General features: G+C 72.3%; 20 protein-coding genes. 10 read left to right on the top strand and 10 right to left on the bottom strand.

Translation table 11 applies throughout. The annotated features are described in order from the left end of the window. Positions 1-12: 12 nt before the first annotated feature. Together ACIPYS_RS04865 and ACIPYS_RS04860 are read left to right on the top strand one after the other, a co-directional pair. The gene (locus ACIPYS_RS04865; protein ID WP_400743164.1) at positions 13-483 is read left to right on the top strand and encodes a DUF4279 domain-containing protein; all 471 of its coding nucleotides are present in this window, start codon (positions 13-15) and stop codon (positions 481-483) included. Positions 484-563: 80 nt separating this feature from the next. Continuing rightward, positions 564-1,106, top strand: coding sequence for a DUF6368 family protein (locus ACIPYS_RS04860; RefSeq protein ID WP_400743161.1), 543 nt, complete (start codon positions 564-566; stop codon positions 1,104-1,106). A gap of 344 nt (positions 1,107-1,450) precedes the next feature. On the opposite strand, the gene ACIPYS_RS04855 is transcribed toward ACIPYS_RS04860, so the two are convergent. From ACIPYS_RS04855 to ACIPYS_RS04835, 5 genes are all read right to left on the bottom strand, one after another. After that, the gene (locus ACIPYS_RS04855) at positions 1,451-3,370 is read right to left on the bottom strand and encodes a TniQ family protein (protein WP_400743961.1); all 1,920 of its coding nucleotides are present in this window, start codon (positions 3,368-3,370) and stop codon (positions 1,451-1,453) included. Beyond that, on the bottom strand, positions 3,316-4,662 hold the full coding sequence (locus ACIPYS_RS04850) for an AAA family ATPase (protein WP_400743159.1): 1,347 nt from the start codon (positions 4,660-4,662) through the stop codon (positions 3,316-3,318). The genes ACIPYS_RS04855 and ACIPYS_RS04850 overlap by 55 nt, the downstream gene beginning before the upstream one ends. A 1,773-nt stretch (positions 4,663-6,435) precedes the next feature. Continuing rightward, entirely contained in the window at positions 6,436-6,891 is a 456-nt protein-coding gene (locus tag ACIPYS_RS04845) for a hypothetical protein (protein WP_400743156.1), read from the bottom strand. Continuing rightward, a complete protein-coding gene (locus ACIPYS_RS04840; protein WP_400743958.1) occupies positions 6,888-7,697 on the bottom strand; it encodes a TnsA-like heteromeric transposase endonuclease subunit in 810 nt (269 codons plus the stop codon). Before ACIPYS_RS04840 ends, ACIPYS_RS04845 begins: the two co-directional genes overlap by 4 nt. Positions 7,698-7,881: 184 nt before the next feature. Beyond that, the gene (locus tag ACIPYS_RS04835; RefSeq protein WP_400743154.1) at positions 7,882-8,637 is read right to left on the bottom strand and encodes a hypothetical protein; all 756 of its coding nucleotides are present in this window, start codon (positions 8,635-8,637) and stop codon (positions 7,882-7,884) included. A 420-nt stretch (positions 8,638-9,057) separates the two neighbouring features. On the opposite strand from ACIPYS_RS04835, the gene ACIPYS_RS04830 reads away from it, so the two are divergent. The 8 genes from ACIPYS_RS04830 to ACIPYS_RS04795 all read left to right on the top strand — a co-directional run bounded on the left by ACIPYS_RS04830 (position 9,058) and on the right by ACIPYS_RS04795 (position 21,450). Then, the gene (locus tag ACIPYS_RS04830) at positions 9,058-10,752 is read left to right on the top strand and encodes an acyclic terpene utilization AtuA family protein (protein WP_400743955.1); all 1,695 of its coding nucleotides are present in this window, start codon (positions 9,058-9,060) and stop codon (positions 10,750-10,752) included. Beyond that, a complete protein-coding gene (locus ACIPYS_RS04825) occupies positions 10,749-12,347 on the top strand; it encodes an acyl-CoA carboxylase subunit beta (protein ID WP_400743151.1) in 1,599 nt (532 codons plus the stop codon). The genes ACIPYS_RS04830 and ACIPYS_RS04825 overlap by 4 nt, the downstream gene beginning before the upstream one ends. Positions 12,348-12,436: 89 nt before the next feature. Further along, entirely contained in the window at positions 12,437-14,392 is a 1,956-nt protein-coding gene (locus ACIPYS_RS04820) for an acetyl/propionyl/methylcrotonyl-CoA carboxylase subunit alpha (protein WP_400743953.1), read from the top strand. A gap of 190 nt (positions 14,393-14,582) precedes the next feature. Continuing rightward, on the top strand, positions 14,583-15,770 hold the full coding sequence (locus tag ACIPYS_RS04815) for an acyl-CoA dehydrogenase family protein (protein WP_093863435.1): 1,188 nt from the start codon (positions 14,583-14,585) through the stop codon (positions 15,768-15,770). Positions 15,771-16,098: 328 nt separating this feature from the next. Further along, the gene (locus ACIPYS_RS04810; RefSeq protein ID WP_093863436.1) at positions 16,099-17,691 is read left to right on the top strand and encodes a 4-coumarate--CoA ligase family protein; all 1,593 of its coding nucleotides are present in this window, start codon (positions 16,099-16,101) and stop codon (positions 17,689-17,691) included. 253 nt (positions 17,692-17,944) lie between these two features. Further along, positions 17,945-18,568 carry a TetR/AcrR family transcriptional regulator gene (locus ACIPYS_RS04805; RefSeq protein ID WP_093863437.1) on the top strand — a complete coding sequence of 208 codons (624 nt, stop codon included), beginning with the start codon at positions 17,945-17,947 and terminating at the stop codon, positions 18,566-18,568. Positions 18,569-18,712: 144 nt separating this feature from the next. Continuing rightward, positions 18,713-21,187, top strand: coding sequence for a SpoIIE family protein phosphatase (locus tag ACIPYS_RS04800; protein ID WP_093863438.1), 2,475 nt, complete (start codon positions 18,713-18,715; stop codon positions 21,185-21,187). Between the two features lie 68 nt (positions 21,188-21,255). Continuing rightward, positions 21,256-21,450, top strand: coding sequence for a hypothetical protein (locus tag ACIPYS_RS04795; protein WP_400743148.1), 195 nt, complete (start codon positions 21,256-21,258; stop codon positions 21,448-21,450). A 117-nt stretch (positions 21,451-21,567) separates the two neighbouring features. On the opposite strand, the gene ACIPYS_RS04790 is transcribed toward ACIPYS_RS04795, so the two are convergent. The 5 genes from ACIPYS_RS04790 to ACIPYS_RS04770 form a co-directional block, all read right to left on the bottom strand. Then, the gene (locus ACIPYS_RS04790; RefSeq protein WP_400743145.1) at positions 21,568-23,142 is read right to left on the bottom strand and encodes an MFS transporter; all 1,575 of its coding nucleotides are present in this window, start codon (positions 23,140-23,142) and stop codon (positions 21,568-21,570) included. A 94-nt stretch (positions 23,143-23,236) separates the two neighbouring features. Next, entirely contained in the window at positions 23,237-23,791 is a 555-nt protein-coding gene (locus tag ACIPYS_RS04785) for a TetR/AcrR family transcriptional regulator (RefSeq protein WP_400743143.1), read from the bottom strand. A gap of 233 nt (positions 23,792-24,024) precedes the next feature. After that, a complete protein-coding gene (locus tag ACIPYS_RS04780; RefSeq protein ID WP_107452631.1) occupies positions 24,025-24,417 on the bottom strand; it encodes a cell division protein SepF in 393 nt (130 codons plus the stop codon). Between the two features lie 353 nt (positions 24,418-24,770). Then, positions 24,771-25,613: a VTT domain-containing protein gene (locus ACIPYS_RS04775; protein WP_400743139.1), complete on the bottom strand. Its 843-nt coding sequence runs from the start codon at positions 25,611-25,613 to the stop codon at positions 24,771-24,773. 79 nt (positions 25,614-25,692) lie between these two features. Then, positions 25,693-26,325 (bottom strand): RICIN domain-containing protein, encoded by a 633-nt coding sequence (locus ACIPYS_RS04770; RefSeq protein ID WP_400743136.1) that lies wholly within the window; start codon positions 26,323-26,325, stop codon positions 25,693-25,695. Between the last annotated feature and the right edge of the window lie 2 nt (positions 26,326-26,327).

The raw sequence follows: 26,327 nt of genomic DNA, 5'->3' as shown, positions 1-26,327 counted from the left end.
TATCATCCCCGGATGCCTCTCCGCCAGTACGCGTACTTCGCATTGTTCAGCCAATACGTCTCCGCCGACGAGATGACCTCGCAACTGGGCATCACCCCTGACGAAGTGTCCGTCCGCGGCAGCCGCTTCACCGAGCCGAAGGCGATTCCCGCCAGCCACCGCTGGAAGGTCGTCTGCCGGGAGCCCGGCCTGAGCGTCGACGAACAGATCGCCCGGCTCCTCTGCAGGCTCCGGCCCCACACGGCCCGCGTAGCCGAGCTCGTGGGCCAACTGGCGAATGGCGGCGGCGGGGCAGTCCTGCAGGTCGTGCGCTACTTCAACGACACCGACCACGACGAATCGCCCAGCCACCCGGACGCTCCCGACACGCCCAACCTCTTCGGCTGGCATCTGGAGCGCGATGTCCTGGACTTCCTCGCCGCAGTCGACGCCGAGCTCGACGTGGACGAGTACGACATGACCCCAGGCGAGGACACCATCTGAGCGCGCGACCTTGCACTTACCTGGGCACAGGAGTCAGTGCCCCGACAATGTCAGGAGTGCAAGTTCAGTAGGCTCCCGCTGTGAGTGGTCCAGTATTGGTGATTGAGTTGGCCGAGGCGGTTCCTGCCGCGACAGTCGAGCGGCTCCGGGATGTCTTGGTGGGCTCGTCGGCCTGGTTCGTGGAGAAGCGTCCTGGTGGCTACGACCTCAACGTAGTCGCCGATCGGATCGGCGTCACGGACCTGGGCGAAGTCGACGGGCGCCGGCCATTTCTGGTTCACATCATGGGGCCCGGAATCGGGGACGAGGAGATTTTCGAGGCCGAGCACGCGGATGGCCCCAACCTGGAACCGCTCATTGGCTTCAGCCCGACACACGCAGTGGACGTCATCGCCGGATGCAATAGGCCGATCGATCACATCACCACGGCCCTGTTGACGGCCGCCATCATGGACGTGGTCGGCGGCGTCGCTAGTGCTGAGCTACTGGATGACCAGGTTGACGTGGTGGCGGGTCTTCCGGGTGTGCTCGCTATGACGGGCAGCCCGTGGCCGACTGTTTTCGGCACGGCAGAGTTTCTGCGGGCATGGGCTGTTCAACCGCGCTTCCGACTCCTCAAATAATTAGCCGTGAAGCCATGTTCGGCTCGCGAGTTAGGATGCATTGTCGCAGAAAGTGGAAGGTCGACAGGCGCTGTCACCGCCGTACGGCGCGATCAGATGGACCAAGTTGCACTCGTCAGAACGGACTCGGGGTGCAGTCTCCGTACCCATGGGCATACGACACCACCCCCGCGTGCGGGCCGGTGGTGGATCTCCGAACCTGTTCGTAACTCACAGTTACTTGATCGCCCCCTGGCCAACTATCTCCGCCAATGGCCAACTATCCCTGCCAGTCACAACGCGTGTGACTGTCATCGGTAGTTGGCGGATGGCCTGTGCGTCTGTGGAGGTCGCGGAGGGATTTGTCAGTGGTAGTTGGCGGGCATTCCGCTTGGTGATGACAGACGGTGATCGTCTGACGGTGTGGGCGGGGCGGCGAGTGCCTGGGCGTACTCGTTCAGGGCCTGGCGGAGCGCGGTGTAGTAGCGATCGCGCCGTTTGTCGATGAGTCGGAGAAGCGCGTGCCGGACGCTGGGCTGGTTGATGTGGAGCGCGACCGGGGACAGCGGCGGCCGGAAGATCGGTGCGTATCTCCACTCGCCGCTGGTTGTCCGGGCCCAGATGTAGGCCGAGGCGCATTCGCGGTGCAGCTTGTCGCCGTAGCGGTGCCCTGTCTGGCGGGGTGGGGGCAGTTGCCCGGTGATGTTCTCCCAGTCGGTTTGGGGAAGGTGCCAGAAGGCGAGTTGCTGGCGCCGTTCGTGGTAGTCAACGGGATGTGACTGGCCGGCGATGTAAAGGGCCAGGGCCTCGAACGCCTCCGGCAGCTGCTCGGTGACGTGCTTCTCGGTCCAGGGATGGTCCGCGGTGGGCGTGAGGGCGAGGAGGCCGGGCGGCGGTTCGTGTCGGGGGAAACCGAGGAACCGTGCGGCGTCGGCTGTCGTGGTGCCGTCCGTGGCTTGGACAAGGTGGATTGCCGCGGCGCGACGGAAGCGGCTGAGGACGTCTCCGATCGTGCGGGGAGCCCCGTTGACCAGGAGGATCTCAATCCATTCGCGGGGGAGTCGCTGCGGGATGTGGTCGGGTAGGTAGCCGCGTTGACGGACGGGGATCACCAGGCTGGTATCGACCTCCTGGACGGCCGGAGAGAATCGACGTCGGGACCCCTGCTGAAGCTCGCGCTGGAACGACGGCGAACAGTCGTCGCGGACGAGTGCCCAGGTCCGGCCCCATTCGGGCGCGTGCAGGCTGGGTGCTGTCGTCATGAGATCGCTGATCGCCTGGCGGAGCTCGATGGCCGGCAGCGTGACGAGGCCGTCCGCAAGGCGGAGAACGCAGGCGGCGGCCTGGCTGGTGTGCGGGGCCCCTCCCCAGCGGCCTCCGGTCTTCCTTGGGAGACGCCTGCTGGGATAGGGAAGTCCCTGGACTGTGAAGTCGCCTTCGCTCTCCAGGAGCTGCGAGCGGGCGGCGGCCTTCGGCCAGGTTGCGGTGATCATCGCGGCAGCGGCCCGCAGGTCGGCGAAGGCATGGAACGACGCGGCAGGATCGGCGCCCGGCGAGAGCATCTCCAGCAGTCTGCGCTGGAGGGCGGCCTGTTCCGGGGCGAGGGCGGCAGTTGCGATCTCGGCCGAGTCGAGCCGGGTCCCGCAGGGCACTCCTCGGGCTTCGCTGTCGGGAATGTTCCGGAACTGCGCGGGGTGCAGGATCGGCCGGCCGGGGCCGGGGATGAGGCCGTGGCCGATGGAGCTGGTCGTGGAGCCACCGGTCAGGGCCGGGAGGCGGCAGCCCGGGCAGACGTCCGCAAGAAGGCGGTTGTGCTCCAGGCGGGCGAACACGATGGACAGGCGCCATTCGAGCTTCCAGGGCCCGCCGTGCTGGCGCTGGATGTCGCTGGCGTCGCCCGCGAGGCACTGCGGGCAGTAGCGGGTGGACGTCGGGAGCACCCACTCCCGGTTCAGGAAGCGGAGCCTGGTCCACTCGCCCTGCCGCCCGGCCGCGTCGGCGATCGGCGGGTAGTGGGCGGCCCAGCGCCAGAGCGTGAGCTGGTTGACTTCCTCCCTGCTCAGCCGGGCCAGCCGGGCGAACCGGGCCTGAGCACCGGCTTCGAGTATGAAGAGGAGCCGGGCGGGCGCGCGGGCGGCCTTTGTCATACCGGGCGTGGCCAGGCCGGTGAGGTCAATGACCTGGGTCGGCCGCAGGTCCAGGCGGTGGGAGAGCCTCAGCACGAAGCCGGTCAGGCTCTCGCCCGGCAGTGGCTCCAGGCTGCGGGGCAGTGGGGTGGCAGGCATGTCGTCCACCGGTCAGGCCCCTGCCTGCGCGGGCAGGGGGCCGTCGTCGTCGAAGACCGTGTTGCGCCCCCCGCGGCCGGGTCCCGTGGCCTTGGGTTTGCGGGCCGCTGCCGGAGCCGAGGGGGCTGTCGGGACCTGGGGACCTCGCCGGCGCCGGGGTCGCGGCCGGGGTCGTCCAGACTCACGACGATGCGGTCGAGCAGTTCCTCGTCGAGCAGTTCCCTGCCGCTGTCCATCGCCTCGTCGGCGCCGCCGCGGAGCAGGCGGTCGAGCATGCCGATGACGCCGTTGGTGCGGCGCATGAGGTATTCCGGCATGCTGCCGCCGGTCAGCATGCCCGGGGCCGCGTTGAACAGCCGCAGGGAGGACTCCAGACCGACGAGGTGGTCGTGGAACGCCTGGATCTGGGCGGGCGTGGTGGAACGGAAACGCTCCATCTCGACGAAGTCGAACCAGCGCTCGGTCTGGGTGATCTCCAGGCCGTGGACGCGGCCTCCTGCTGCGGGCGGCATCGCCCATTGCCGGCTCCGCTTGTCCCAGCTGGCCCGTCGCAGCAGGTTGGACCCGACGATGTCGACGCCGACGAGCACCAGGGTGACGTTCATGCTCATGAACGCCCGGACCAGGTCGAAGGTGTCCTGGTCGTCGACGCGGTGCAGCCGCAGGCGGGTGATGTCGTCCAGGATCAGGACCAGGACGCCGTGGTCGTCCAGGGCCCCGGCGACCTGACGGATGAGCTGGGGCAGCGTCATGTTCTCGGTGGAAGCGCCGAAGAAGGCCAGGATCGCCTCGCAGGTGCTCTTCGGTGTCGCTTTGACGGGCGTCTGGACGTAGGCGACCGGGGCGTGCAGGGCCCGCACTCCGCGCTGGAGGCCGGGATTCACGAAGTCGTTCATCTCCAGCCAGGTGTCCTCGAACTCCGCGGCGACCTCGCAGGCCGTCTCGGTCTTGCCCTGGTAGCCCCATCCGCCAACGATCACCCCCGGCCAGGTCGCCGCCGTCCGCTGCAGCGCGTTGCCGAGGATTCGCCGGGACAGCAGGCGGGAGACCTTCAGCGCCATCGGCGTCTCCTGCAGCGGCAGGTTGGCGTGCGTCGCCGTCCGGTGCAGATCGTGCAGGGCCCGCTGGCGGGGGCTCAGGGACCGCCATTGGTCCAGCGTCAGCACCGGCGCGGGGACGAACGCCCGGCGGTTGGCGCGGTAGTGCTGCCAGCCGTCGAAGGTGTCGCGCCGTGGCGGCTTGCCGGCCAGGATCGCGCCGAGCGGATGCGGCTGCCCGATGGGGTCGGTCACGACTCTCCCTTGCCTCGGAGCCGTCATCGGGCGGCAGGGCGAACAAGCGGCGGCGCCGCAGGCTGTCGCCCAGCCGTGGAGGCGGGACGGGAGCGCGGACGACGCCCGCCTCCCGCAGCCGGCGGCGCTCGGCATCGACTGCGGCGTCGACCGCCGCCGCCTCGACGGGCCAGGCCACCACGTTGTCCGCAGGGGGAGCGGGCGTCTCCGCGGGTGCGGGTCGGTCCGTCGCGGCGGCCGCGGCCTGGGCGGTGCGGCGCGAGCGGCCGGTCTTCTCGCGTTTGGTCATCCGGGACGGCCACTTCTCGACCGGGATCGCCGAGCCGAGGATCTCCAGCAGGACGGGCAGCAGCTCGGTGTCGGTGCGCGGTGAGATGCCGCGGGCGCGGACCTCGGCCAGCAGGCTGGTGGCGGTCGCGTCGGAGAACGCGGGGACCTCGCCCTCGGGCGGCAGGCCGGTCCAGCGCAGAGTGTGCCAGCGGTTCGGCTCGTCGGGGTCCTCGAAGAACACGGACCGGCGGTCGCGCCGGTCCGAGCGGACCAGCCACCGGCCCTTGTGCTGGCCACCGCGCGAGGACGGGCCGCGGAAGCGGTCCTCCTCCAGCACCGGGTGGTGGTGGTAGAGCCCGCGGATCTTCACCCCGCGGCCCTGGTGGATCTTGACGTGGTGGCCGCGTAGCAGCTGGTAGTAGAGCTCGGGCGAGGGGATCTCCAGGTCGAGCCCGCCCTGCACGGCGGCGGCGGCGAACAGCGAGTTCGGGCTGTGCTCCTCGCCCGGGCCCCAGGCCGGCGCGTACTCGCCCAGCACGCGGTTCTGCCAGACCTTGACGATCCAGGTCGCGATCACGTGCTCCATCTGCGGCATCGTCAGCAGCGCGTCCGCCTCCGGATCGGTGCCCCGGTCGGCGACATCGGTGCCGGTAAAGCCCAGCAGGTGTTCCAGCAGCAGCGTCTTGATCGAGGAGAACGCCCGCTCGACGGCGAACTTGTCGCTGGCCCGCAGAGCGCGAGCCGGCAGGATGTTGCAGCCCAGGACCTGCTGGGCGTCGACCAGGTGGTGGTTCTTGTAGGGGCCGCCGTGGTCGGTGGTCACCGTCTCCGGCGCGAAGAACGGAAGCGCGGCGACCCGGTGGCCCGCGAACTCCGCGACCACGGAGGCCGGGACGCCCGGGTAGGGCCACTCCATTTCCTCGCCCCAGCCCTCGCGCATCGGCAGCGGCAGCATCACGTCCCGCAGCAGCATCGCGATGTCCACCGAGGTGTCCGACACCAGCGTCAGGCGGAACGCGACCAGCGAGTGCGTGTAGAGGTCCAGCGCGATCGAGAGCACCACCGACGCCGGCTCGCCGAACACCGACTCGCGGACCTTCACCGGCAGCGGCGTCGAGTCCAGCGCGACCACCTGGCCCGGCCGGTGAACGACCACCCGCTGTCCGGTCTCCGCCGTCTGCGCGGTGCGGACGTAGCGCTGGCGCGCGCCGTCAGGGCCGAACCACTCCCGCCAGACCGCGACGAACGTGTTGCGGGACGGCACGTCCTCCAGCGGGAAGTCGGGGAACACCTCGTTGACGTACTGGTGCAGCAGCCGGTGCCTCGCGGCCATGGTCATCCGGGACCGCCGCAGCGACTCCTGCCGGACCGCGAAGATCCCTTCCCGGACTTCCGCCGTGACACTCGGATGCCCGCCTCCGGCCCGGGTCCACCGGCCGTCCGCGCAGGCTAGCACCAGCTCACGGCCGCTCTTCCCGGCCAGGCGCTCCAGCGTCCGCTCGCTCATGAACCGGATGCCCAGCGCGGCGGCCTCGACTGCGGGCATCGCCGCGACCTCGGCCGCCTTGGCCCGGCGCCGCTCGCCCACCGACGTCTTCTCCGGGTCGTAGGCGAGTCGGGGCTCGCCCGGCAGGGCCCGCGACGGGTGTCCGCCCGGAAGCCGATCTCGGCCTCCAGCACGTGCTTGGCCCTGATCCGGGCCCGGATCAGCTGTTCCTCGGTCAGGTCGCTCAGGGCGACGCCTTGTCGGCCGCTGAGAACCGGGGCCGCCCCGGGAGCCAGGACAGGCCGGACGCCTGGGTGGTTGACCAACCAGCGCAGCGACCGGCGCTCGCGGCTGCCGTCCGCGCCGGCCAGCACGATGCGGCCGACCTGCGGTTCCACCACCTCGACCGTCCACTCCACCCCGTCGACCTCGACGGCCGACCCGGGTGCCAGGACCAGGATGCCGCGGGTCACGACTCGCCTCCCGCAGCCGCCGCGTCGCCGCCGGCCCAGACCAGCGAGCCGTCGCCCAGTGGCGCGGCCAGGTCGACGCCCAGACGGCGGTGCCAGAGCAGGTGGACTGCCTCCGCCCGGGCCGGAGCGGGCCACGGAGTCGAACCGACCAGGTCACCGAACCTAAGCGGCCCCTGCTCGGCCCGCTCCAGCAGCAACGGCTGCAGCCTGAGCCGGTCCGAACGCGGCCGCCGCCGGGCCGACAGCGCGTCCACCACGCCCAGCACGTGCCGCCGCCACCCCGCCACCACGCTGTAGCGCCACCCGGCGATCGCCGTGGCCTCCCGCGTCGCGGCGAACTTCACCAGGTCGTCGTCCCGGATCAGGCCGACGGGCCGAACGTCCAGCACCCATCGCCCGCCGTCCGGCATCACCGCCAGGAAGTCCGGAACGTGCGCCGACCGCCCGCCAACGTGCTCGAAGTCCAACCGGAACGGCTGCGGCAACACCTCCGCCACCCCGACGAAGTCCAGCACCAGTAGCAGCGAGCGCTCCTCCAACGACTCGAAGCCATGCATCCGCCCGGTCGACACCAGGAACTCCAGCCCAGGCCGGTGCAACTGCCGCGGCAGCCACGTGAACCGCCGCACGGGCTGCGACGACAACACCGCCACCGACCCCAAGTCCCGCACCGGCCAGACGACCTGATCACCGTCAATCGTCCACGACGTCGCCCACCGGCTGGCCCGGCCGCCGTCAAGCAGCAGCCGGTCCCGGACCGCCGCCTCACCCGCGTATGGCCTGATCAGAGAATCAAGGCCGCACACATCCGAACGAATCCCGAGCCCGACTTCCGTACCCATGACTCACAGGACAGCACGTCCCATTCGCATGGAGGAATGGATCTCCGAATGTGATCGGAACCAGCGGTTGCTGATCGACACTGTCGCCAACGGTCACATTTAATGGATGTCCGTCCAGCTGCTAGCTCATTTGAGTCTGTAAATTCGGTCAGGTGCCATCCCTATCGCTGCTGTCCTGTCGGCGCGATCGGGGGTCGGAGCTCGTCTGACCGAAGAAGTATCCCAGGACGATCAGGAAGCTGTTGCTTATGAGCGCGGATACTTCAACGTTTGTAAACATTGCAATGATGAGGGTGATCGCAAGGCCCACGAGAAGCGCAGCACCGATCATCGGGGCCACCGATTCGCGCGCCAGCTGTGCTGAACGTAGCTTCCAGCGGCGCTCGGACAGCTGCATTCTCAGTTCCGCAAGCTCCCGCTCCCGCCGAAACTCAAGTTCGCTCTGTTGTACTGTTGCATCGCGATCCAGATGCTCCACCTCGGAGGCAGCCACCTCAAGAGCTGCCAGCCGCTCGCTAAGAGCTTGCTTGGTCTCCTCGTCTGGAATCCGATCAATGAGCTCGCGCAAGCCACTGATCTTCTCCTGGCTTCGCAGCTCGGTGATCCGCTCCAGGATTAGGCGCTTGCGGTGCAGAAGAAGGGGAAGTACCCCCATCGCGCCTTCAGCGGGGCGGTCGGCGAGGATCGATGAGATCTTTCCGCTGTGCGCTGCGAAGTTAATTTTCGGAAATTGATCAGGGCGGGCGATGGCGTCATTGACCCGCGAAAGTGCCTCGTGCAGTCCTGCAAGGTCTAGCGCGTTGATTTGCGCTTCGGTCAGACCTGACAGCGACAGCAACTGGTCATATGTCTCTCCCAGTACCCCCAGCGGCCCCTGGCCCAGCCCGCCAGCTCCCCATCCCACTCCTGGCCTCCTCGCATGACTCCCGATCGGACAGCCCAATGAGGATGGCAGGTCGACACCATCGCGGGTGCTGATACGTATGAACTGTGACACGGGGTGGCGTCCTCCGCTGAGCACAGCTCGCCGCGCCAGGGTCGGTGACTCAGGGTTAGTGCTCGCCTTGGTCGCCAACTACCGATGACAACCGCCAACTATCGCTGACAGTCACAACGCGAGCGCCTTGATCGCCCGGGGGCCGGGAGAAAAACAAGCAGGCGTGATTGCTTTTTCTCCCGGTGGGTGTCAGTGTGCTCACCGACGGCGATCGTTGGGCCACCTCTGGGGGTAGGCGTGCGCGTGGGGTCGGAGGCCCGGGTGGGTGACCGGGCGGTGCTGCGGGTCGGGAACGCTTCGGGGTTCTACGGGGACCGGTTCTCGGCGATGCGGGAGATGCTCACCGGTGGGCCGCTGGACGTGCTCACCGGCGACTACCTGGCCGAGCTGACGATGCTGATCCTGGCGCGGGACCGGTTGCGGGACCCCTCGCTCGGCTATGCGAAGACCTTTCTGCGGCAGCTGGAGGAGTGCCTCGGACTCGCGCTGGAGCGCGGGGTGCGGATCGTGGTCAACGCGGGTGGGCTGAATCCCGCGCGACTGGCGGACGCCGTGAGGGAGTTGGCGAAGAGTCTGGGGCTGGATCCGGCCGTCGGCCATGTCGAGGGTGATGATCTGCTGCCGCGCGGCAAGGAACTCGGTCTCCCCGAGGGGCTGTTGGCGGCCAACGCCTATCTGGGGGCGTTCGGGATCGCCGAGTGCCTGCGCGGCGGCGCCGATGTGGTGGTGACCGGGCGGGTCACCGACGCGGCGCTGGTGGTCGGCCCGGCCGTCGCCCACTTCGGTTGGGGGGCCGAGGACTTGGACGCGCTCGCGGGTGCCGTGGTGGCGGGGCACGTGCTGGAGTGCGGCGCCCAGGCCACCGGCGGCAACTACGCGTTCTTCCGCGAGCACGACGTGACCCGGCCCGGATTCCCGCTCGCCGAGCTGCACCCGGACGGGTCCAGCGTCATCACCAAGCACCCGGGCACCGGCGGCGCGGTCACCGTCGGCACCGTGACCGCCCAACTCCTCTACGAGACCGACGGTCCGCGCTACCTCGGCCCGGACGTCACCGCGCGCCTGGACACCGTCCGGCTCACCGCGGACGGGCCGGACCGGGTGCGGATCTCCGGAGTGCGCGGCGAGGCGCCCCCGCCCACACTCAAGGCCGGGCTCAACCGGCTCGGCGGCCACCGCAACGAGGTGGTGTTCGTCCTCACCGGGCTCGACATCGAGGCCAAGGCCGCCCTGGTGCGGCGGCAGTTCGAGGACGGGCTGGCGGCCGACCGGCGGCCGGCCGGACTGCGGTGGACACTGGCCCGCACCGACCACGCCGACGCCGACACCGAGGAGGCCGCCTCCGCGCTGCTGCGGCTCACCGCCAGGGACGCCGACCCGGCCCGGGTCGGACGCGAACTCGGCCGGGTGGCAGTCGAGATGGGGCTGGCCGGGTACCCGGGCTTCCATCTCACCGCCCCGCCGGGGCCGGGCGCGCCGTACGGGGTGTTCGAGGCCGCGCACATCGGGGCGGGGGAGGTCGAGCACACCGCCGTCCTGCCGGACGGGCGCCGGGTGGCCGTCCCGCCCGCGCCGGTCACTGCCACTGCCACGACCAGTGCAAGTGCCACCGCCACCGCCAGTGCAACCGCCACCGCCCGGGAGGGCCCGGAGGCGGAGGCGTCGGTGTCCGGCGGAGCGGACCCCGGGCCCACCCGTCGGGCTCCGCTCGGCCTGGTGGCCGGCGCCCGCAGCGGCGACAAGGGCGGCGACGCCAATCTCGGCGTCTGGGCCCGGGACGAGCCCGGCTGGCAGTGGCTCTCCCGCACCCTCAGCACCGAGCTGCTCCGCGAACTCCTGCCGGAAACGGCGGAGTTGCCGATCACCCGGCACCTCCTGCCGAACCTCCGCGCGCTCAACTTCACCATCACCGGCCTGCTCGGCGAGGGCGTCGCCGCCCAGCACCGCTTCGACCCGCAGGCGAAGGCGCTGGGGGAGTGGCTGCGTTCGCGCCGACTCGACATCCCGGAGGCCCTGCTGTGACCGTCCTGCCCACCCACCTCGACCCGGGCGGCGCCGAGTACGGCGCGTCCCGGGAGGCGATGCTCGCCAAACTCGCCGACCTGGACGGCGAGCACGCCGAGGCCCTGGCCGGCGGCGGACCCAAGTACGTCGAACGCCACCGCGGGCGCGGCAAGTTGCTCGCCCGTGAGCGGATCGAGCTGCTGGTCGACGAGGACTCGCCGTTCCTGGAACTCTCCCCGCTCGCCGCCTGGGGCAGCGACTACCCGGTGGGCGCCGCGCTGGTCACCGGCATCGGCGTGGTGGAGGGCGTCGAGTGCGTGATCACCGCCAACGACCCGACCGTGCGCGGCGGCGCCTCCAACCCGTGGACCCTGCGCAAGGCCCTGCGGGCCAACGAGATCGCCCTCACCAACCGGCTCCCGCTGGTGAACCTGGTCGAGTCCGGCGGCGCCGACCTGCCCAGTCAGAAGGAGATCTTCATCCCCGGCGGCGCGCTGTTCCGCGACCTCACCCGGCTCTCCGCCGCCGGGATCCCCACCGTCGCCGTCGTCTTCGGCAACTCCACGGCCGGCGGTGCCTACGTGCCCGGCATGTCCGACCACACCGTGATGGTCAAGGAACGGGCCAAGGTATTCCTCGGCGGACCGCCGCTGGTGAAGATGGCCACCGGCGAGGAGTCCGACGACGAGTCGCTCGGCGGCGCCGAGATGCACGCCCGGGTCTCCGGCCTGGCCGACCACTTCGCGCTGGACGAGCCGGACGCGCTGCGGCTGGCCCGCCGGATCGTCGCCCGGCTCAACCACCGCAAGCCGGGTCCCGATCCGGACCGGTTCGCCGAGCCGCCGAAGTACGCGGAGGAGGAACTGCTCGGCATCGTGCCCGGCGATCTCAAGGTCCCGTTCGACCCGCGCGAGGTGATCGCCCGGATCGTCGACGGCTCGGACTTCGACGAGTTCAAACCGCGCTACGGCGCCAGCCTCGCCACCGGCTGGGCCCGTCTGCACGGCTACCCGGTCGGCATCCTGGCCAACACCCAGGGCGTTCTGTTCAGCCAGGAGTCGCAGAAGGCCGCCCAGTTCATCCAGTTGGCGAACCAGCGGGCCGTTCCGCTGCTGTTCCTGCACAACACCACCGGCTACATGGTGGGCAAGGACTACGAGCAGGGCGGCATCATCAAGCACGGCGCGATGATGATCAACGCCGTCGCCAACTCGCGGGTGCCGCACCTGTCCGTGCTGATGGGCGCCTCGTACGGGGCGGGGCACTACGGCATGTGCGGGCGCGCCTACGAACCGCGGTTCCTGTTCGCCTGGCCGAGCGCCAAATCGGCGGTGATGGGGCCGCAGCAGCTGGCCGGGGTGCTGTCGATCGTCGCCCGGCAGTCGGCCGCGGCGAAGGGGCAGCCGTACGACGAGGACGCGGACGCCGCGATCCGGGCCATGGTGGAGCAGCAGATCGAGGCCGAGTCGCTGCCGGTGTTCCTGTCCGGCCGGCTCTACGACGACGGGGTGATCGACCCGCGCGACACCCGCACCGTGCTCGGGCTCTGCCTCTCGGCGATCCACAACGCGCCGGTCGAGGGCGCACCTGGCTACGGCGTCTTCCGGATGTGAGGGAGCTTCCCGCGATGACCACCGACGACCTGAGCGGCACCGACGACCTGAGCGGCACCGGCCACCGGCGCGGTACCGCCAACCCCCCGATCACCAACCCCCCGATCACCAACGTGCTGGTCGCCAACCGCGGCGAGATCGCCCGCCGGATCTTCCGCACCTGCCGCGAACTCGGCATCGCCACCACCGCCGTGTACGCCGACCCGGACGCGGCCGCCCCCCACGTTCGGGAGGCCGACAGCGCCGTCCGGCTGCCCGGCGCCGCGCCCGCCGACACCTACCTGCGGGCCGACCTGATCGTCCGCGCCGCGCTGGACGCCGGTGCCGACGCCGTCCATCCCGGGTACGGATTCCTCTCCGAGAGCCCTGGGTTCGCGCAGGCCGTACTGGACGCCGGCCTGTGCTGGGTCGGGCCGACGCCGTCCGCGATCGCCGCGATGGGCTCCAAGACCGCCGCCAAGCACCTGATGGCCGAGGCCGGCGTGCCCGTGCTGGACGCGCTCGACGCCCCCACCGAGGCCGACCTGCCGCTGCTGGTCAAGGCGGCCGCCGGCGGGGGCGGACGCGGCATGCGGATCGTCCGGGACCTCGCCGACCTGCCGGCCGAACTCGACGCCGCCCGGGCGGAGGCGGCCAAGGCCTTCGGCTCGGACGAGGTGTTCTGCGAGCGCTACCTGCCGACCGGCCGGCACGTCGAGGTCCAGCTGCTGGCGGACGCGCACGGCACGGTCTGGGCGGTCGGCGACCGGGACTGCTCACTGCAGCGGCGCCACCAGAAGGTGATCGAGGAGGCCCCGGCCCCCGGCCTCCCGGACGACGTCCGTACGGCCCTGCACGCCGCGGCGGTGAGCGCGGCCAGGGCGATCGGCTACACCGGCGCCGGCACCGCCGAGTTCCTGCTCGCCGAGGACGGCCGGTTCTGGTTCCTGGAGATGAACACCCGCCTCCAGGTCGAGCACCCGGTCACCGAGGCCGTCACCGGACTGGACCTGGTCGCACTCCAACTCGCCGTGGCGGAAGGGGAGAAGCTCCCCGGCCCGGACGCGCCGCCGACCACCGGGCACGCCGTCGAGGCCCGGCTCTACGCGGAGGACCCGGCCAAGGACTGGCAGCCCGCCACCGGGACCCTGCACCGTCTCGAACTCGTGTGTGATCACGAGGAGTTCAGCTCGACGGGCGAGTCCGGACTGCGGCTCGACCCCGGGTTCGCGCCAGGGGGCGAGATCACCCCGCACTACGACGCGATGCTCGCCAAGGTGATCGCCTGGGCGCCGACCCGCACGGCCGCCGCCCGCAGACTGGCGGACGCGCTGGCCCGGGCCAGGGTCCACGGACCGTCCACCAACCGGGAGTTGCTGGTCCGCGCGCTGCGCCACCCGGCCTTCCTCGCCGGGCGGGTGCACACCGGCTTCCTGGCCGAGCACGCGGCCGGGCTGCTCGCGCCGGACGCCAAGGGCAGCGGACGCGCGGCGCTGGCCGCCGCCCTCGCCGAGGCGGCCGCCCGGTCCGCGGCACGGACCGGCGCACTGCCGTCGGGCTGGCGCAATCTGCCGTCCCAGCCCCAGGTCAGGCGCTACCGCACCGAGGACGGCGCGGAGTCGGTGGTCCGCTACCGGCTCACCCGGGACGGGCTGCGGGCCGAGGGGCACCCCGGGGTGGTCCTGGCCGAGGCCTCCGCCGAGCGGGTGGTACTGAGCGAGGGGGAGGTCCTGCGCACCTACGAGGTCGCCCGCCACGGCGACCGGGTGTACGTCGACACGCCGTTCGGCAGCACCGTGCTCACGGCGCTCCCCCGCTTCCCGGACCCCGTCGGCCGGACCGACCCCGGCGCCCTGCTGGCCCCGATGCCGGGCACCGTCGTCCGCGTCGCGGCCGGGGTCGGTGACACCGTCACCGCCGGACAGCCGTTGCTCTGGCTGGAGGCGATGAAGATGGAGCACAAGGTCACCGCCCCGGCCGACGGCGTCCTCGCCGAACTCCGGGCCGTTCCCGGACAGCAGGTCGAACTCGGCACCCTGCTCGCCGTCGTGCAGCCCGCGTCCTGAAGCCCGCACGTCCTGGAGCCCCGCCGCGTCCTCAAGCACCGCACGTCCTGAAAACCCCCGCGTCCTGAAAACCCCCGCGTCCTGGAGCACCCGGCGTCCTGGGAGCACCGCGTCGCCGACCCCCGTACCGCCACCCACCGCGGAAGCCCGCCCCGCACCCCCGCCGAAGAACCGCCCGGAAGGACCAGCCATGTCCGCACCGCGCACCACCGCCCCCGGCAGCCAGCTGATCGAGACCCCCGAACGCGTCGCCCTGCGCCGCGCCGTCGCCGACCTCGGCAACCGCTACGGCTCCGCCTACTACCTCGGCCGGGCCCGCGCCGGCCGGCCCGCCGACGAGCTCTGGGCCGAGGCCGGGAAGGCCGGCTACCTCGGCGTCAACCTCCCCGCCGAGTACGGCGGGGGCGGCGGGGGGATCACGGACCTCGCGATCGTCCTGGAGGAGCTCGGCACCGCGGGCTGCCCACTGCTCCTGCTGATCGTCTCCCCGGCGATCTGCGGCACCGTGATCGCCCGCTACGGCACCGAGGAGCAGAAGCGGAACTGGCTGCCCGGTCTGGCCGACGGCAGCCGCCGGATGGCCTTCGGCATCACCGAGCCGGACGCCGGCTCCAACTCCCACCGGATCTCCACCGTCGCCCGCCGCGACGGCGAGGACTGGCTGCTGACCGGCCGGAAGGTCTTCGTCTCGGGCATCGACCACTGCGACGCCGTGCTGTTCGTCGCCCGCACCGAAGACGCCCGGACCGGGAAGCTGAAGCCCGCCCTGTTCGTCGTGCCGCGCGACACGCCCGGTTTCGAGTACCGGCCCATCCCGATGGAACTGGTCGCTCCCGAAAAGCAGTTCCAGGTCTTCCTGGACGACGTGCGGCTGCCCGCCGAAGCACTGGTCGGCGACGAGAACGCCGGACTGCTGCAACTGTTCGCCGGTCTCAACCCCGAACGGATCATGACGGCGGCCTTCTCGCTCGGGCTGGCCCGGCAGGCGCTCGGCAGGGCCGTCGAGTACGCGCGCACCCGGGTCGTCTGGTCCACCCCGATCGGCGCCCACCAGGGTCTCGCGCACCCGCTGGCCCAGTGTGCGGTGGAGATCGAACTGGCCCGGCTGATGACCCAGAAGGCCGCGCTGCTCTACGACGCGGGCGAGGACGCCGCCGCGGGCGAGGCCGCGAACATGGCCAAGTACGCCGCCGGGGAGGCGGCCGCCCGGACCGTCGACCAGGCGGTGCAGACGCTCGGCGGCAACGGCCTCACCCAGGAGTACGGGCTGGGCGCGCTGCTGGCCGCCACCCGGGTGGGCCGGGTCGCGCCGGTCAGCCGCGAGATGGTGCTCAACTACGTCGCGCAGCACACCCTCGGTCTGCCCAAGTCGTACTGATCCGGGCCCGCCCCCGGGCCCCTCCGCCCGGCCCGCCCCCTGGCCCCGCCACCCGATTCGCCCTCGAACAGATCGTCGCATCATCGTTCTGGCATCTGACCGGATCGTGCCCGCCCCACCACCCCGGCGCACCGCCGACCCGGCCCCACCTCGTGTTTCGCCGTACCGCGCCACCCCTGCGCCCCGCGCGCTCCGCCAAACGTCCGTCACAGGGGCGCACCGACCGCCCACTGTCCGTATGCTCCTGTCCGCGCGCCGTACGGCCGGTCGCACAGGACCTCCCGCCGGTCGCCCCGCCCCGCGCCAACTACCGCACAGGAGGCACGCCTTGGTGTTCCACAGCGAATTCCCGGACGTCGGCATCGTCGACCTCGCCCTGCACGACGCCGTTCTCGGCGACGCCGAGCGCCACGGTGACCGGCCCGCCCTCGTCGACGGGATCACCGGCGAGACGGTCAGCTACGCGCAGCTCCTCCACGCCGTCGGCCGGGTCGCGGCCGGCCTCGCCGAAGCGGGCGTCCGCCAGGGCGACGTGGTGGCCCTGTTCAGCCCCAACACCGTCCGGTACCCGATGGCCTTCTTCGGCGCCACGCGGGCCGGCGCGACCGTCACCCCCGTCTCCTCCCTCACCACCCCCGGCGAACTCGCCGGACAGCTCGCCGACAGCGGCGCCCGCTGGCTGCTGACCGTGTCGCCGTTCCTGCCCACCGCCCGCGCCGCCGCCGAGAAGCTGGCCGCCGAGGGCCGGGAACTCGCCGGGATCGTCGTCCTGGACGGCGCCGAGGGCCACCTCTCGCTCGCCGACCTGCTCGCCGCCACCGGGCCCGCCCCCGCGATCGACCTCGACCCCGGCCGGGACGTCGCCGTGCTGCCCTACTCCAGCGGCACCACCGGCCTGCCCAAGGGCGTCATGCTCACCCACCGGTCCATCGCCACCAACCTCGCCCAGACCGACGCCGTGTTCCGTCCCGAGGTGGGCGAACGGGTGCTCGCGGTGCTCCCGTTCTTCCACATCTACGGGCTGGCCGCGCTGCTCAACCAGCCGCTGCGCTGCGGCGCCACCGTGGTCGTACTGCCCCGCTTCGACCTGGAGCAGTTCTGCCGCACCATCCAGGACCAGCGCGTGCAGTCCGTGCTCGCGGCCCCGCCGATCGTGCTCGCCCTCGCCAAGCACCCGCTGGTCGAGGAGTTCGACCTGTCCTCGGTCCAGTACCTGCTCTGCGCCGCCGCCCCGCTGGACGGCGAACTCGCCGAGGCCTGCGCCCGCCGCCTCGGGCTGCCGCGGATCCTCCAGGGCTACGGCATGACCGAGCTGTCCCCGGTCAGCCACGTGATGTCCCCGGGCGACCCCGACCCCTCGCCGGGCTCGGTCGGCCGGATGCTGCCCTCCACCGAACTGCGGGTCGCCGCGCTCGACGGCAGCGGCGCCGACCTCGGCCCCGGCGAGCGCGGCGAGCTGCTGATCCGCGGCCCGCAGGTGATGAAGGGCTACTTCGGCCGCCCCTCCGACACCGCCGCCACCGTCGACACCGACGGCTGGCTGCACACCGGCGACATCGGCTTCGTCGACGAGCGCGGCTACCTGCACATCGTCGACCGGGTCAAGGAGCTGATCAAGTACAAGGGGTACCAGGTCGCCCCCGCCGAACTCGAGGCGCTGCTGCTGAGCCACCCGCAGATCGCCGACGCCGCCGTGATCGGGGTGCGCGACGCCGAGGGCACCGAGAGCCCCAAGGCCTTCGTGGTCCGGGCCCCCGGCAGCGCCCTCACCGAGCAGGAGGTCGCCGCCTTCGTGGCCGGCCAGGTCGCGCCGTACAAGAAGGTGCGGGCGGTGGAGTTCCTGGACGCCGTCCCCAAGTCGGCGGCGGGCAAGATCCTCCGCCGGGAACTGCGCGAGCGCGAGGCGGCCGCCGCCGGCTGAGCCGCCCGCGCACCGGCCCGGCCGCCACCCCCACCCACCCGGCCGCACCGCCCCCGCCCCCGTCCCGTCCCCGCGCGAATGCCCCTCCCGTCCGCACCCCGTCCCCACTCCGCCCCCGTCCCCGCGCAGAAGCCCTCCCGTCCCGCGCCACCCCCCTCGAGGAGACCCCACCCCGACCCCGCACCACCCGAACCGCCGTCTGCGAGGATCGACCAGCCGCCCGCCCCCGCACGGACAGGAACCGCCGCCGCAGATGACCACCCACCCCGCCGCCGCGCGCACCCCCCAGCAGGACCGCAGCCGCGCCACCCGCGCCAGGCTGCTGGCGGCGGCCGTCGACTGCCTGGCCGAGCTCGGCTGGCACGGCTCCACCGTCGCCGTCGTCGCCGAGCGCGCCGGCGTCTCCCGCGGCGCCGCCCAGCACCACTTCCCCACCCGGGAGGACCTCTTCACCGCCGCCGTCGAGCACGTCACCGCCGAACGCCTCGCCGCCGTCCGCGCCCACACCGACACGCTCCCACCCGCCGGCCCGGCCCGCACCGAAGCCGTCGTCGGCATGATCGTCCGCCTCTACACCGGCCCGCTCTTCCGCGCCGCACTCCAGCTCTGGGTCGCCGCCGCCACCGAGGAACCACTGCGCGAACGCATCATCCGACTGGAAGGACACGTCGGACGCGAGGCCCACCGCGCCGCCCTCGAATTCCTCGGCGCCGACGAGAGCCGACCCGGCGTGCGCGAAACCGTCCAGGCCACCCTCGACCTCGCCCGCGGCCTCGGCCTCGCCAATCTCCTCACCGACGACAGCCTCCGACGATCCGGAGTGATCCGGCAGTGGGCGAGCCTTCTTGAGAGTACGCTGCGCCCGGTAGGCCCATGACGCCCGTACACCTGCCCGACCGGTAACCCTCACCAAGGGGTCGCCGGGCGGACCATGTCCGTGCAGTCTGGAGAAGAACCCCGGCCGCACGGACCACGAGGCCCGCCCGGCCGGGCACGAGCCGAACCGGGGTGCTGCCTGATCATGCGGAGAGACGAGTGGGACGCGACCGACGCGCCCGACGCCACCGGCCCCCGAACGGGCGCCGCCCCCGCACGCCCGGACGGCCACCGCCTCGTCCCCCTCGCCACCGCCCTGCTCCAGGACGACGGACTGATCCTGCACTGGAGCGAGGACGCCGAAGCACTGCTCGGCTGGACCGCCGAAGAAGCCGTCGGCAACCACGCCGCCCGGCTGCTCACCGACGACAGCGACCGCCCCGAGGTCCTCGAACTCTTCGCCCGCATCATGAGCGGCAAAGGCTGGACCGGCGTCTTCCCCGTCCGCCATCGCGACGGCCACACCGTCGACCTCGAATTCCGCACCTACCCGATCGCCGGACCCGGCGGCACCCTGCTGCTGCTCGCCACCGCCTCCGACACCGCCGCCCTGCACCGCGTCGAGGCCGACCTCGCCGTACTCGACGGCATCTTCGGCCAGTCCCCGATCGGCATGGCCGTCTACGACACCGAACTGCGCTACGTACGGCTCAACGAATCCCTGGCCCGGATGAACGGCGTACCCGTCGCCGCCCACCTCGGCCGCCGCATCAGCAGCGTCCTGCCCGGCATCAACAGCGCCGAGATAGAACACATCATGAAGCAGGTGCTCGCCACCGGCCGACCCGTCGTCGACGCCCGCTCGCACGGCCGCGTCCCCGGCGACCCCCGCCGCGACCGCGCCTGGTCCGCCTCCTACTTCCGGCTCGAGGACTCCACCGGCCGCGTCTTCGGCGTCTGCTCCTCGATCATCGACGTCACCGAACGCTTCCAGGCCGAAGCCCGCGCCGCCCGCGCCCAGGAACGCCTCGCCACCATCGCCGAAGCCACCGCCCGCATCGGCACCACCCTCGACCTCCAGCGCACCGCCGAAGAACTCATCGAGGCCGTCGTCCCCAGATTCGCCGACTTCGCCACCGTCGACCTGCTCGAAACCGTCCTGCGCGGCGCCGAACCCACCCCCATCCCCGAGGACCGAAGCGTCCAACTGCGCGCCGTCGCCGTCGGCGAATCCTACGAGACCGGCCTCGTGCACGCCGTCGACACCGTCGGCGAAGTCACCGAATACGCCCCCGGCCGCAGCTACAACCAGTGCCTGCGCAGCGGCCGCCCCCTGCTGCGCGCCCACGTCGACGAAGAAGTCCTGCGCGGCCTCGTCGCCAGCCCCGACCGCGTCGCCCCCGGCCTCGCGGCCGGCATCCACTCCTACCTGATGCTCCCGGTCACCGCCCGGGGCATGGTCCTCGGCGGCGCCGAATTCATCCGGATGCGCAACCCCGAACCCTTCACCGCCTCCGACGTCGCACTCGCCGAGGAACTCGTCGCCCGCACCGCCCTCGCCATCGACAACGCCCGGCTCTACCGGCGCGAACGCGAGACCGCACTCACCCTCCAGCGCAGCCTGCTGCCCCAGGAGATCCACCGCACCCTCGGCCTCGAGATCGCCTACCGCTACCTGCCCTCCAGCGTCACCAGCGAGGTCGGCGGCGACTGGTTCGACGTCGTCCCGCTCTCCTGCGGCCGGGTCGCCCTCGTCGTCGGCGACGTCATGGGACACGGCATCAGGGCCGCCGCCACCATGGGACAGCTGCGCACCGTCGCCCGAACCCTCGCCACCCTCGACATGCCGCCCGAGCAGGTACTCACCCGCCTGGACGAGACTGCCTCCGGCATCGGCGAGGGCCAGTTCGCCACCTGCGTCTGCGCCGTCTACGACCCGCTCGAACGCACCCTCCAGATCGCCTCCGCCGGCCACCTGCCCCCGGTCTGGGTCGCCCCGGACGGCACCTCCCGGCGGATCGACACACCGCCCGGCGTCCCGCTCGGCGTCGGCGGCGTGGCCTTCGAATCGGTCCGGTTCGTCCTCCCCGAAGGCGGCATGGTCGCCCTCTACACCGACGGCCTGGTCGAACGGCGCGGCCAGGACCTCGACGAGGGCATCGACCTGCTCGCCCGCACCCTGTCCGGCCCCGGCCGCACCCTGGAGGAGAACTGCGACGCCGTGCTCGCCGCACTGGTCAGCGGCGGCAGCGACGACGACATCGCCATGATCATGGCCCGGGCACTGCCCCTGCCCACCGACCGCGTCGCCACCCTCCCGCTCACCGGCGACGGCCGTCTCCCCGGCAAGGCCCGCCGCTTCACCCGCAGCACCCTCGCCGACTGGGGCCTGTCCGCCCTCGCCGACTACGCCGAACTCCTGGTCAGCGAACTCGTCACCAACGCCCTGCTGCACGCCGACGCCCCGCGCCGGCTGCGGCTCTTCCGCGACCGGGTGCTCACCGTCGAGGTCGCCGACACCGGCGGCCAGACACCGCAGCTGCGCCCCTTCGCCGAACAGGACGAGGGCGGTCGCGGCATGTTCCTGGTCAGCGAACTCGCCCAGCGCTGGGGCAGCCGCCTGACCAGGGACGGCAAGGTGGTCTGGGCCGAACTGGAACTCCCCTTCGGCGCGGGCTGAGCGACAGCCGCCCGCCCGGTCCGGTCCGGCCCGGCCCGGCCCGGTCCGGCCCGGCCCGGTTCGGGGCCGTGTACCGGCTCGGCCGGGCGGACGCGTACGCCTGGTCGCAGCTGCGCCACCGGGAGCGCCGGCGGACCGTCCGCGAGGAGCACGTCGACACCGAACGGGTCCGCACCGAGGTGTACGCGCAGGACGGCACACCGCTGATGGAACTGCGCAACAGCCGCCGGATGCTGATCGAGTACACCGACCGGCTGCCCTGACTCCGGCTGAGCCGACTCCGACCGGCGGGGAACGCACGACGGCGCGGGCCGCCCCGGGGATTCCGGGAGCGGCCCGCGCCGGTGGGTCGGTGCCTCAGCGGGTCGGCGCACCGGTCGTCAGTGCACCGGGGTCCGCTCCGGCTCCGGCGCCGCGGTCGGCAGCTCCGGGGCGCCCGCGACGGTCCGGTCGCCCAGCCCCCGCAGCAGGCGCCAGGCCAGCACCGCCGCACCCAGCAGCAGCGCGCCCGCCAGCATCCCGGCGACGTTGACGCCGTGGACGAAGGACGTCCTGGCGCTCTCCAGCAGCGGTCCGGCCAGAGTGTCCGGCAGCCCGTGGGCCGCCTCCACCGCACCGCCCAGCGACTCGCCGGCCTGCGCGGCCGTCGCCGGGTCCGCCCCCGCCGGGACCACCAGCCGGCCCGCGTACAGGGCGCCGACCACCGAGCCGACCAGGGCGATGCCGAGCGCGGTGCCCAGCTCGTACGCGGTCTCGGAGACCGCCGACGCTGCGCCCGCCCGGTCGGCGGGCGCGGCGGTCAGCACCAGGTCGGCACCGAGCGTGTACACCACACCCTCGGCCGTGCCGACGAGCAGGAACGCGGCGGCCAGCAGCAGATAGGTGGAGTCCTGCTGGATCCAGCCGAGCATGCCGATCCCGACACCCATCACCAGCAGACCGGCGGTCAGTGCCGTCCGGGCCCCGGTGCGGCGCACCAGCCGGGCGGTCAGCAGACCGCCGACCACCGCGCCGGCGAAGGCGGGCAGCTCGGCCAGGCCGGCCTTGAGCGGCGGGTAGCCGCGGACCAGCTGGAGGTACTGGGAGGTCACGAAGACCACGCCGGAGAGCCCGATCAGCGCGATCAGCGAGGCCAGCACGGCGGCGGTGAACCGGCGGTCGCGGAACAGCCGGACGTCCAGCAGCGGGGTGTCCAGCCGCAGCTGGCGCCGGACGAACACGGTCAGCGCCACCGCGCCCAGTACGGCGGTGACCGGCACGTCCCAGCGCAGGACGCCGTGCGCGGCCGCCTCCTTGATCGCGTAGACCACGCCGATCACACCGGCGAGCGAGAGCAGTACGCTCAGCACGTCCCAGCGGCCCGGGTTCGGGTCCTTGGACTCGGGCAGCAGCCAGGCGCCGAACACGAGCAGCAGCACCAGCACCGGGATGTTCAGCAGGAAGACCGAACCCCACCAGAAGTGCTCCAGCAGCACCCCGCCGACCACCGGGCCGAGCGCGGCGCCGGCCGTCGCGGCGGCGCCCCAGATGCCGATCGCGGTGGCCCGCTCGCGGTCGTCCGGGAAGAGGGTCCGGATCAGCGACAGGGTGGACGGCATGATCGTCGCCCCGGCCACGCCGAGCAGCGCGCGGGCCAGGATCAGCCAGCCGGCGGAGGGCGAGTACGCGGCCAGCAGCGAGGCGGCGCCGAACGCGGTGGCGCCGATCAGCAGCAGGCGCTTGCGGCCGATCCGGTCGCTGAGCGAGCCCATCGAGACCAGCAGTCCGGCGAGCACGAAGGAGTAGGCGTCGCCTATCCACAGCAGCTGGGTGCCGCTGGGACGCAGGGTCTCGCTGATCGAGGGGATGGCCAGGGAGAGGACGGTCGCGTCGACGGCGACCAGGGTGACGGCCAGGACGAGGACGGCGAGGCCGGTCCAGCGCTGGCGGGGCTGGAGGTGGACGGTACTGCTCATGGGTATCGGTGTCCGGTTTCCGGTCCGGTGTGCGGCAGGTGGGGTGAGGGTGTGGGGGATCGGTGGCGCGCGGGGGGTCGGGGCGGCCGCGGGGTCAGAGCGGTCGCGGGGCGCGCAGCGCGCCGCCGAGGAAGAGCTCGGCGAGCGAGAAGGCGGCGTCGCGCGGGGCCAGCCGGCCGTCCTGGATCGCCCAGCCGATCCCGGCGACCAGGTCGAAGAAGGCCTCGCTGAGCCAGGCGGCGGAGAGTTCGACGCGGAACACGCCCTGTTGCTGTCCGCGGAGGAACAGGGCGTGCATCCGGGCGATCTGGGACTCCCAGAGGTCGTTGACCCGGTCGTCGTCGTAGAGCTGGTTCTCCCCGGCGAGGAAGGCGCAGAGCGTGGCGTCCGGGACCACCGCGTCGACCAGGCGGCGCAGCGCGGCGTGCGGGTCGCCCTCCTCGACGGCGGCGGTGTCGAGCGCGGCGCCGAAGCGCTGGAGCCCGAGCATGCCGACCTCGCGGATCAGCGCGTCCCGGCCCGGGAAGAGCCGGTGCAGGGTGGCGCGGCTGATGCCCGCGGTGCGGGCGATCTCGTCGAGATGGGCGGTCGGGCGGCGGGAGAGCACGCCGACGGCGGCTTCGAGAACGGAGTCACGGTCGGTGGCCATGAGGCGAGTGTACTCCGAATGAGACATGGATGTCTCATTATTATCCTTGGTGCTTCAATCGAGCCATCGCTGTCCGGTCCCGGGCAGCGGACGGCGGGCGGGGGCGACCGGCGGGCGGGCGGGTGGCGGGCAGCGGACGGGAAGCGGGCCGTGGGCCGTCGGCGGGCAGCAAAAAACCGGGGACGGCGAGTGCCGTCCCCGGTCGTGGGCGCCGCGGTCCGCGCGGCCGCCGGTCAGCTCTGGTTGTAGAAGCCGGTCTCGTCGAGCGGGCGGTCGATGACCATCACCTCGACCTCCGCCGGGGTGAGCAGGAAGACCCGCTTGGCGATCCGCTCGATGCCGCCGCGGGTGCCGAAGATCAGGCCGGAGGCGAAGTCGACCATGCGCTTGGCCTCCGCCTCCTCCATCTCGGTCAGGTCCATGACGACCGGGATGCTCGCCCGGATGTGCTCGCCGACCGTACGGGCCGCCTCGAACCCGGTCGGCCGCAGGGAGACGATCTTCGTCGGGGCGGGCGAGGACGACACCGTCTCCTGCTCGACCCACTCGTCGTCGTACACCGCGGCCGGGTAGCTCCCGGAGGGCATCAGCCACCCGTTGTGGTGCTCGTCGCGAAGTGCTCCCATGCCGCGCCTCCCTGCCTCTGTTCCGTACAGGTCCCCCGGTGCGCGTGTCCTTTTGACACGTCATCCACTCGTCGGAACTGTCCGAGTATCGCACTGATCACCGGTGTCGTGCCCGCTCGCGCGGTCCGTACGAGTCGCGCCGCGCCGGGGCCCCGGGTGGACCCGGGCACCAGTTGCGACGCGGGGGAACGACGTACGGTTGCGCGCGTAGACCATATCGGTCGCGGTCACCGCGCAATTGACCTTCTGTCAACAATGCGGGAACGATTTCACACGGGACCGACAACGACCCCGACCGGCCGAGCGGATTTGATCTCCCGCGCGCCCGGCGTGCCGGATCGGACGCCCGGCGCTCAGTCAGTAACCGTGCGCCGCCGCCGGGCAGCGGCCCGTCCGACCTGGGCCAGGGTCGCCAGCCCGAGCAGTCCGAGCGCCCCGACGGAGAGCAGGAAGCCGGTCGATCCGGGCTCGCGCGCGGTGGCCGCCGCCGCGACGTAGACCGCGGTGACCGGGACCACCCCGAGCGCGGTCGCCCCGATGAAGGAGCCGAACCGGACCCCGGAGACGGCGGCGCCGTAGTTGGCCGCCTGGAACGGCAGGCCGGGGAACAGCCGGAGCAGCAGGACGCTGCGGAAGCCCTGGTCGGTGAAGCGCCGGTCCAGCGCCACCAGTACGCGCCCGCGCAGCAGGCGGCGCAGCGCGTCCTGTCCCAGCCAGCGGGCGAGCCCGAAGGCTGCGGCCGCGCCGAGGGTGGTGCCCAGGACGGCGAGCAGCAGGCCCTCCTGCAGTCCGAGCAGCAGTCCGGCGGCCGCGTTCAGGGCGGGCCGGGGGAAGAACGCCACCGTTCCCACCGCGTACACCGCGGCGAACAGGGGTCCGCGCCAGTACCAGGGCATCCCGTGGGACAGTCCGCCGTCGAGCAGGGCGGTGGGGCTCCACAGCAGCAGCGATCCGGCCGCCGCGCCGAGGATCGCCACCAGTACGGCGAACCGCGGCCAGGGCGAGCGGGCCGGCTGCCCCTCGGCCGGGGCCGGGGCCGGGGTCGGGGTTCCGGTGCCGACGGGAGCCGCGCCGTGTTCCGGGGCGGATCCGGTCGCCGGTGCGGGGCCGTCGGCCGGAACGGATCCGATGGCCGTGGCGGAGCCGTCGGCCGGCGCGGGGCCGGGCGGCGGCGGGGAGGTCACGGGTGCGGGCACCGTTCGAGCGTAACGGGGTCGCCCGCCGGCCCGGGACGTGGGTGGTCCCGGGCGGACGGGGAGGGCGGAGCGGCCGGGCTCAGCCCCGGGCGGTGGGCACGGACCCGTAGAACCACCACTGGTTGAGCCCGTAGGTCTGCGGCCACTGGATCACCGGGGTGCCGTCCGCCGGGGAAGCACCCTGGACGTCCAGGTTGAGGCCGCTGTTGACGTTGGTCAGGTTGTAGACACCGGCGTGGTGGACGAGGGTCTGGGTCCACTTCTGGTTGGCGCCGCCGTTGCAGGGCCAGATGATCGCCTGCACGCCCCCGTCGGTGCTGAACCGGGGGATGTCCAGGCACTTGCCGCTGGCCACGCTGACCAGTTCGCCGGCCTCGGTCCAGTACCACTGCTGGTTGGTGCCGCCGTTGCAGGTCCACTGTTCGACGAGGGTGCCGGAGGCGGTGCTCTGCCCGGTGACGTCCAGGCACTTCTGGGTGTCGGAGGGGTTGGCGGTGATGACCGTCATCGGGGCGGTGGCGGCGAGGGCGGCTGCGGCCGCGGTGGTGGCGGAGCCGCTCGGGCGGGCGGAGCCGATGGGGTCGGCGGGGCCGCCGGGCCGGGACGCGGAGGTGGGAGCGGGGGCGGCGGTGGCCGGCGCCGCGAGGACGGCGGCGAGAGTGAGGGTGAGGGCGCCGGCGGCGAGCGCGGCGGCGGAGCGAGGGCGGGTCATGG

Origin of the sequence: Kitasatospora sp. NPDC089913, from assembly GCF_044748625.1 — a bacterium.
Taxonomy (GTDB): Bacteria; Actinomycetota; Actinomycetes; order Streptomycetales; family Streptomycetaceae; genus Kitasatospora.
Note: the sequence above shows the minus strand (reverse complement) of the source record. Positions and strands in the feature narration are given on the sequence as shown.

What these genes read in the sequence shown, in the direction of transcription:
- ACIPYS_RS04865 (WP_400743164.1), top strand. Translation starts at nt 13, where the DNA reads ATGCCTCTCCGCCAGTACGCGTACTTCGCATTGTTCAGCCAATACGTC.
- ACIPYS_RS04855 (WP_400743961.1), bottom strand. Translation starts at nt 3,370, where the DNA reads ATGCCTGCCACCCCACTGCCCCGCAGCCTGGAGCCACTGCCGGGCGAG.
- ACIPYS_RS04830 (WP_400743955.1), top strand. Translation starts at nt 9,058, where the DNA reads ATGCGGGAGATGCTCACCGGTGGGCCGCTGGACGTGCTCACCGGCGAC.
- ACIPYS_RS04815 (WP_093863435.1), top strand. Translation starts at nt 14,583, where the DNA reads ATGTCCGCACCGCGCACCACCGCCCCCGGCAGCCAGCTGATCGAGACC.
- ACIPYS_RS04805 (WP_093863437.1), top strand. Translation starts at nt 17,945, where the DNA reads ATGACCACCCACCCCGCCGCCGCGCGCACCCCCCAGCAGGACCGCAGC.
- ACIPYS_RS04800 (WP_093863438.1), top strand. Translation starts at nt 18,713, where the DNA reads ATGCGGAGAGACGAGTGGGACGCGACCGACGCGCCCGACGCCACCGGC.
- ACIPYS_RS04790 (WP_400743145.1), bottom strand. Translation starts at nt 23,142, where the DNA reads ATGAGCAGTACCGTCCACCTCCAGCCCCGCCAGCGCTGGACCGGCCTC.
- ACIPYS_RS04785 (WP_400743143.1), bottom strand. Translation starts at nt 23,791, where the DNA reads ATGGCCACCGACCGTGACTCCGTTCTCGAAGCCGCCGTCGGCGTGCTC.
- ACIPYS_RS04780 (WP_107452631.1), bottom strand. Translation starts at nt 24,417, where the DNA reads ATGGGAGCACTTCGCGACGAGCACCACAACGGGTGGCTGATGCCCTCC.
- ACIPYS_RS04770 (WP_400743136.1), bottom strand. Translation starts at nt 26,325, where the DNA reads ATGACCCGCCCTCGCTCCGCCGCCGCGCTCGCCGCCGGCGCCCTCACC.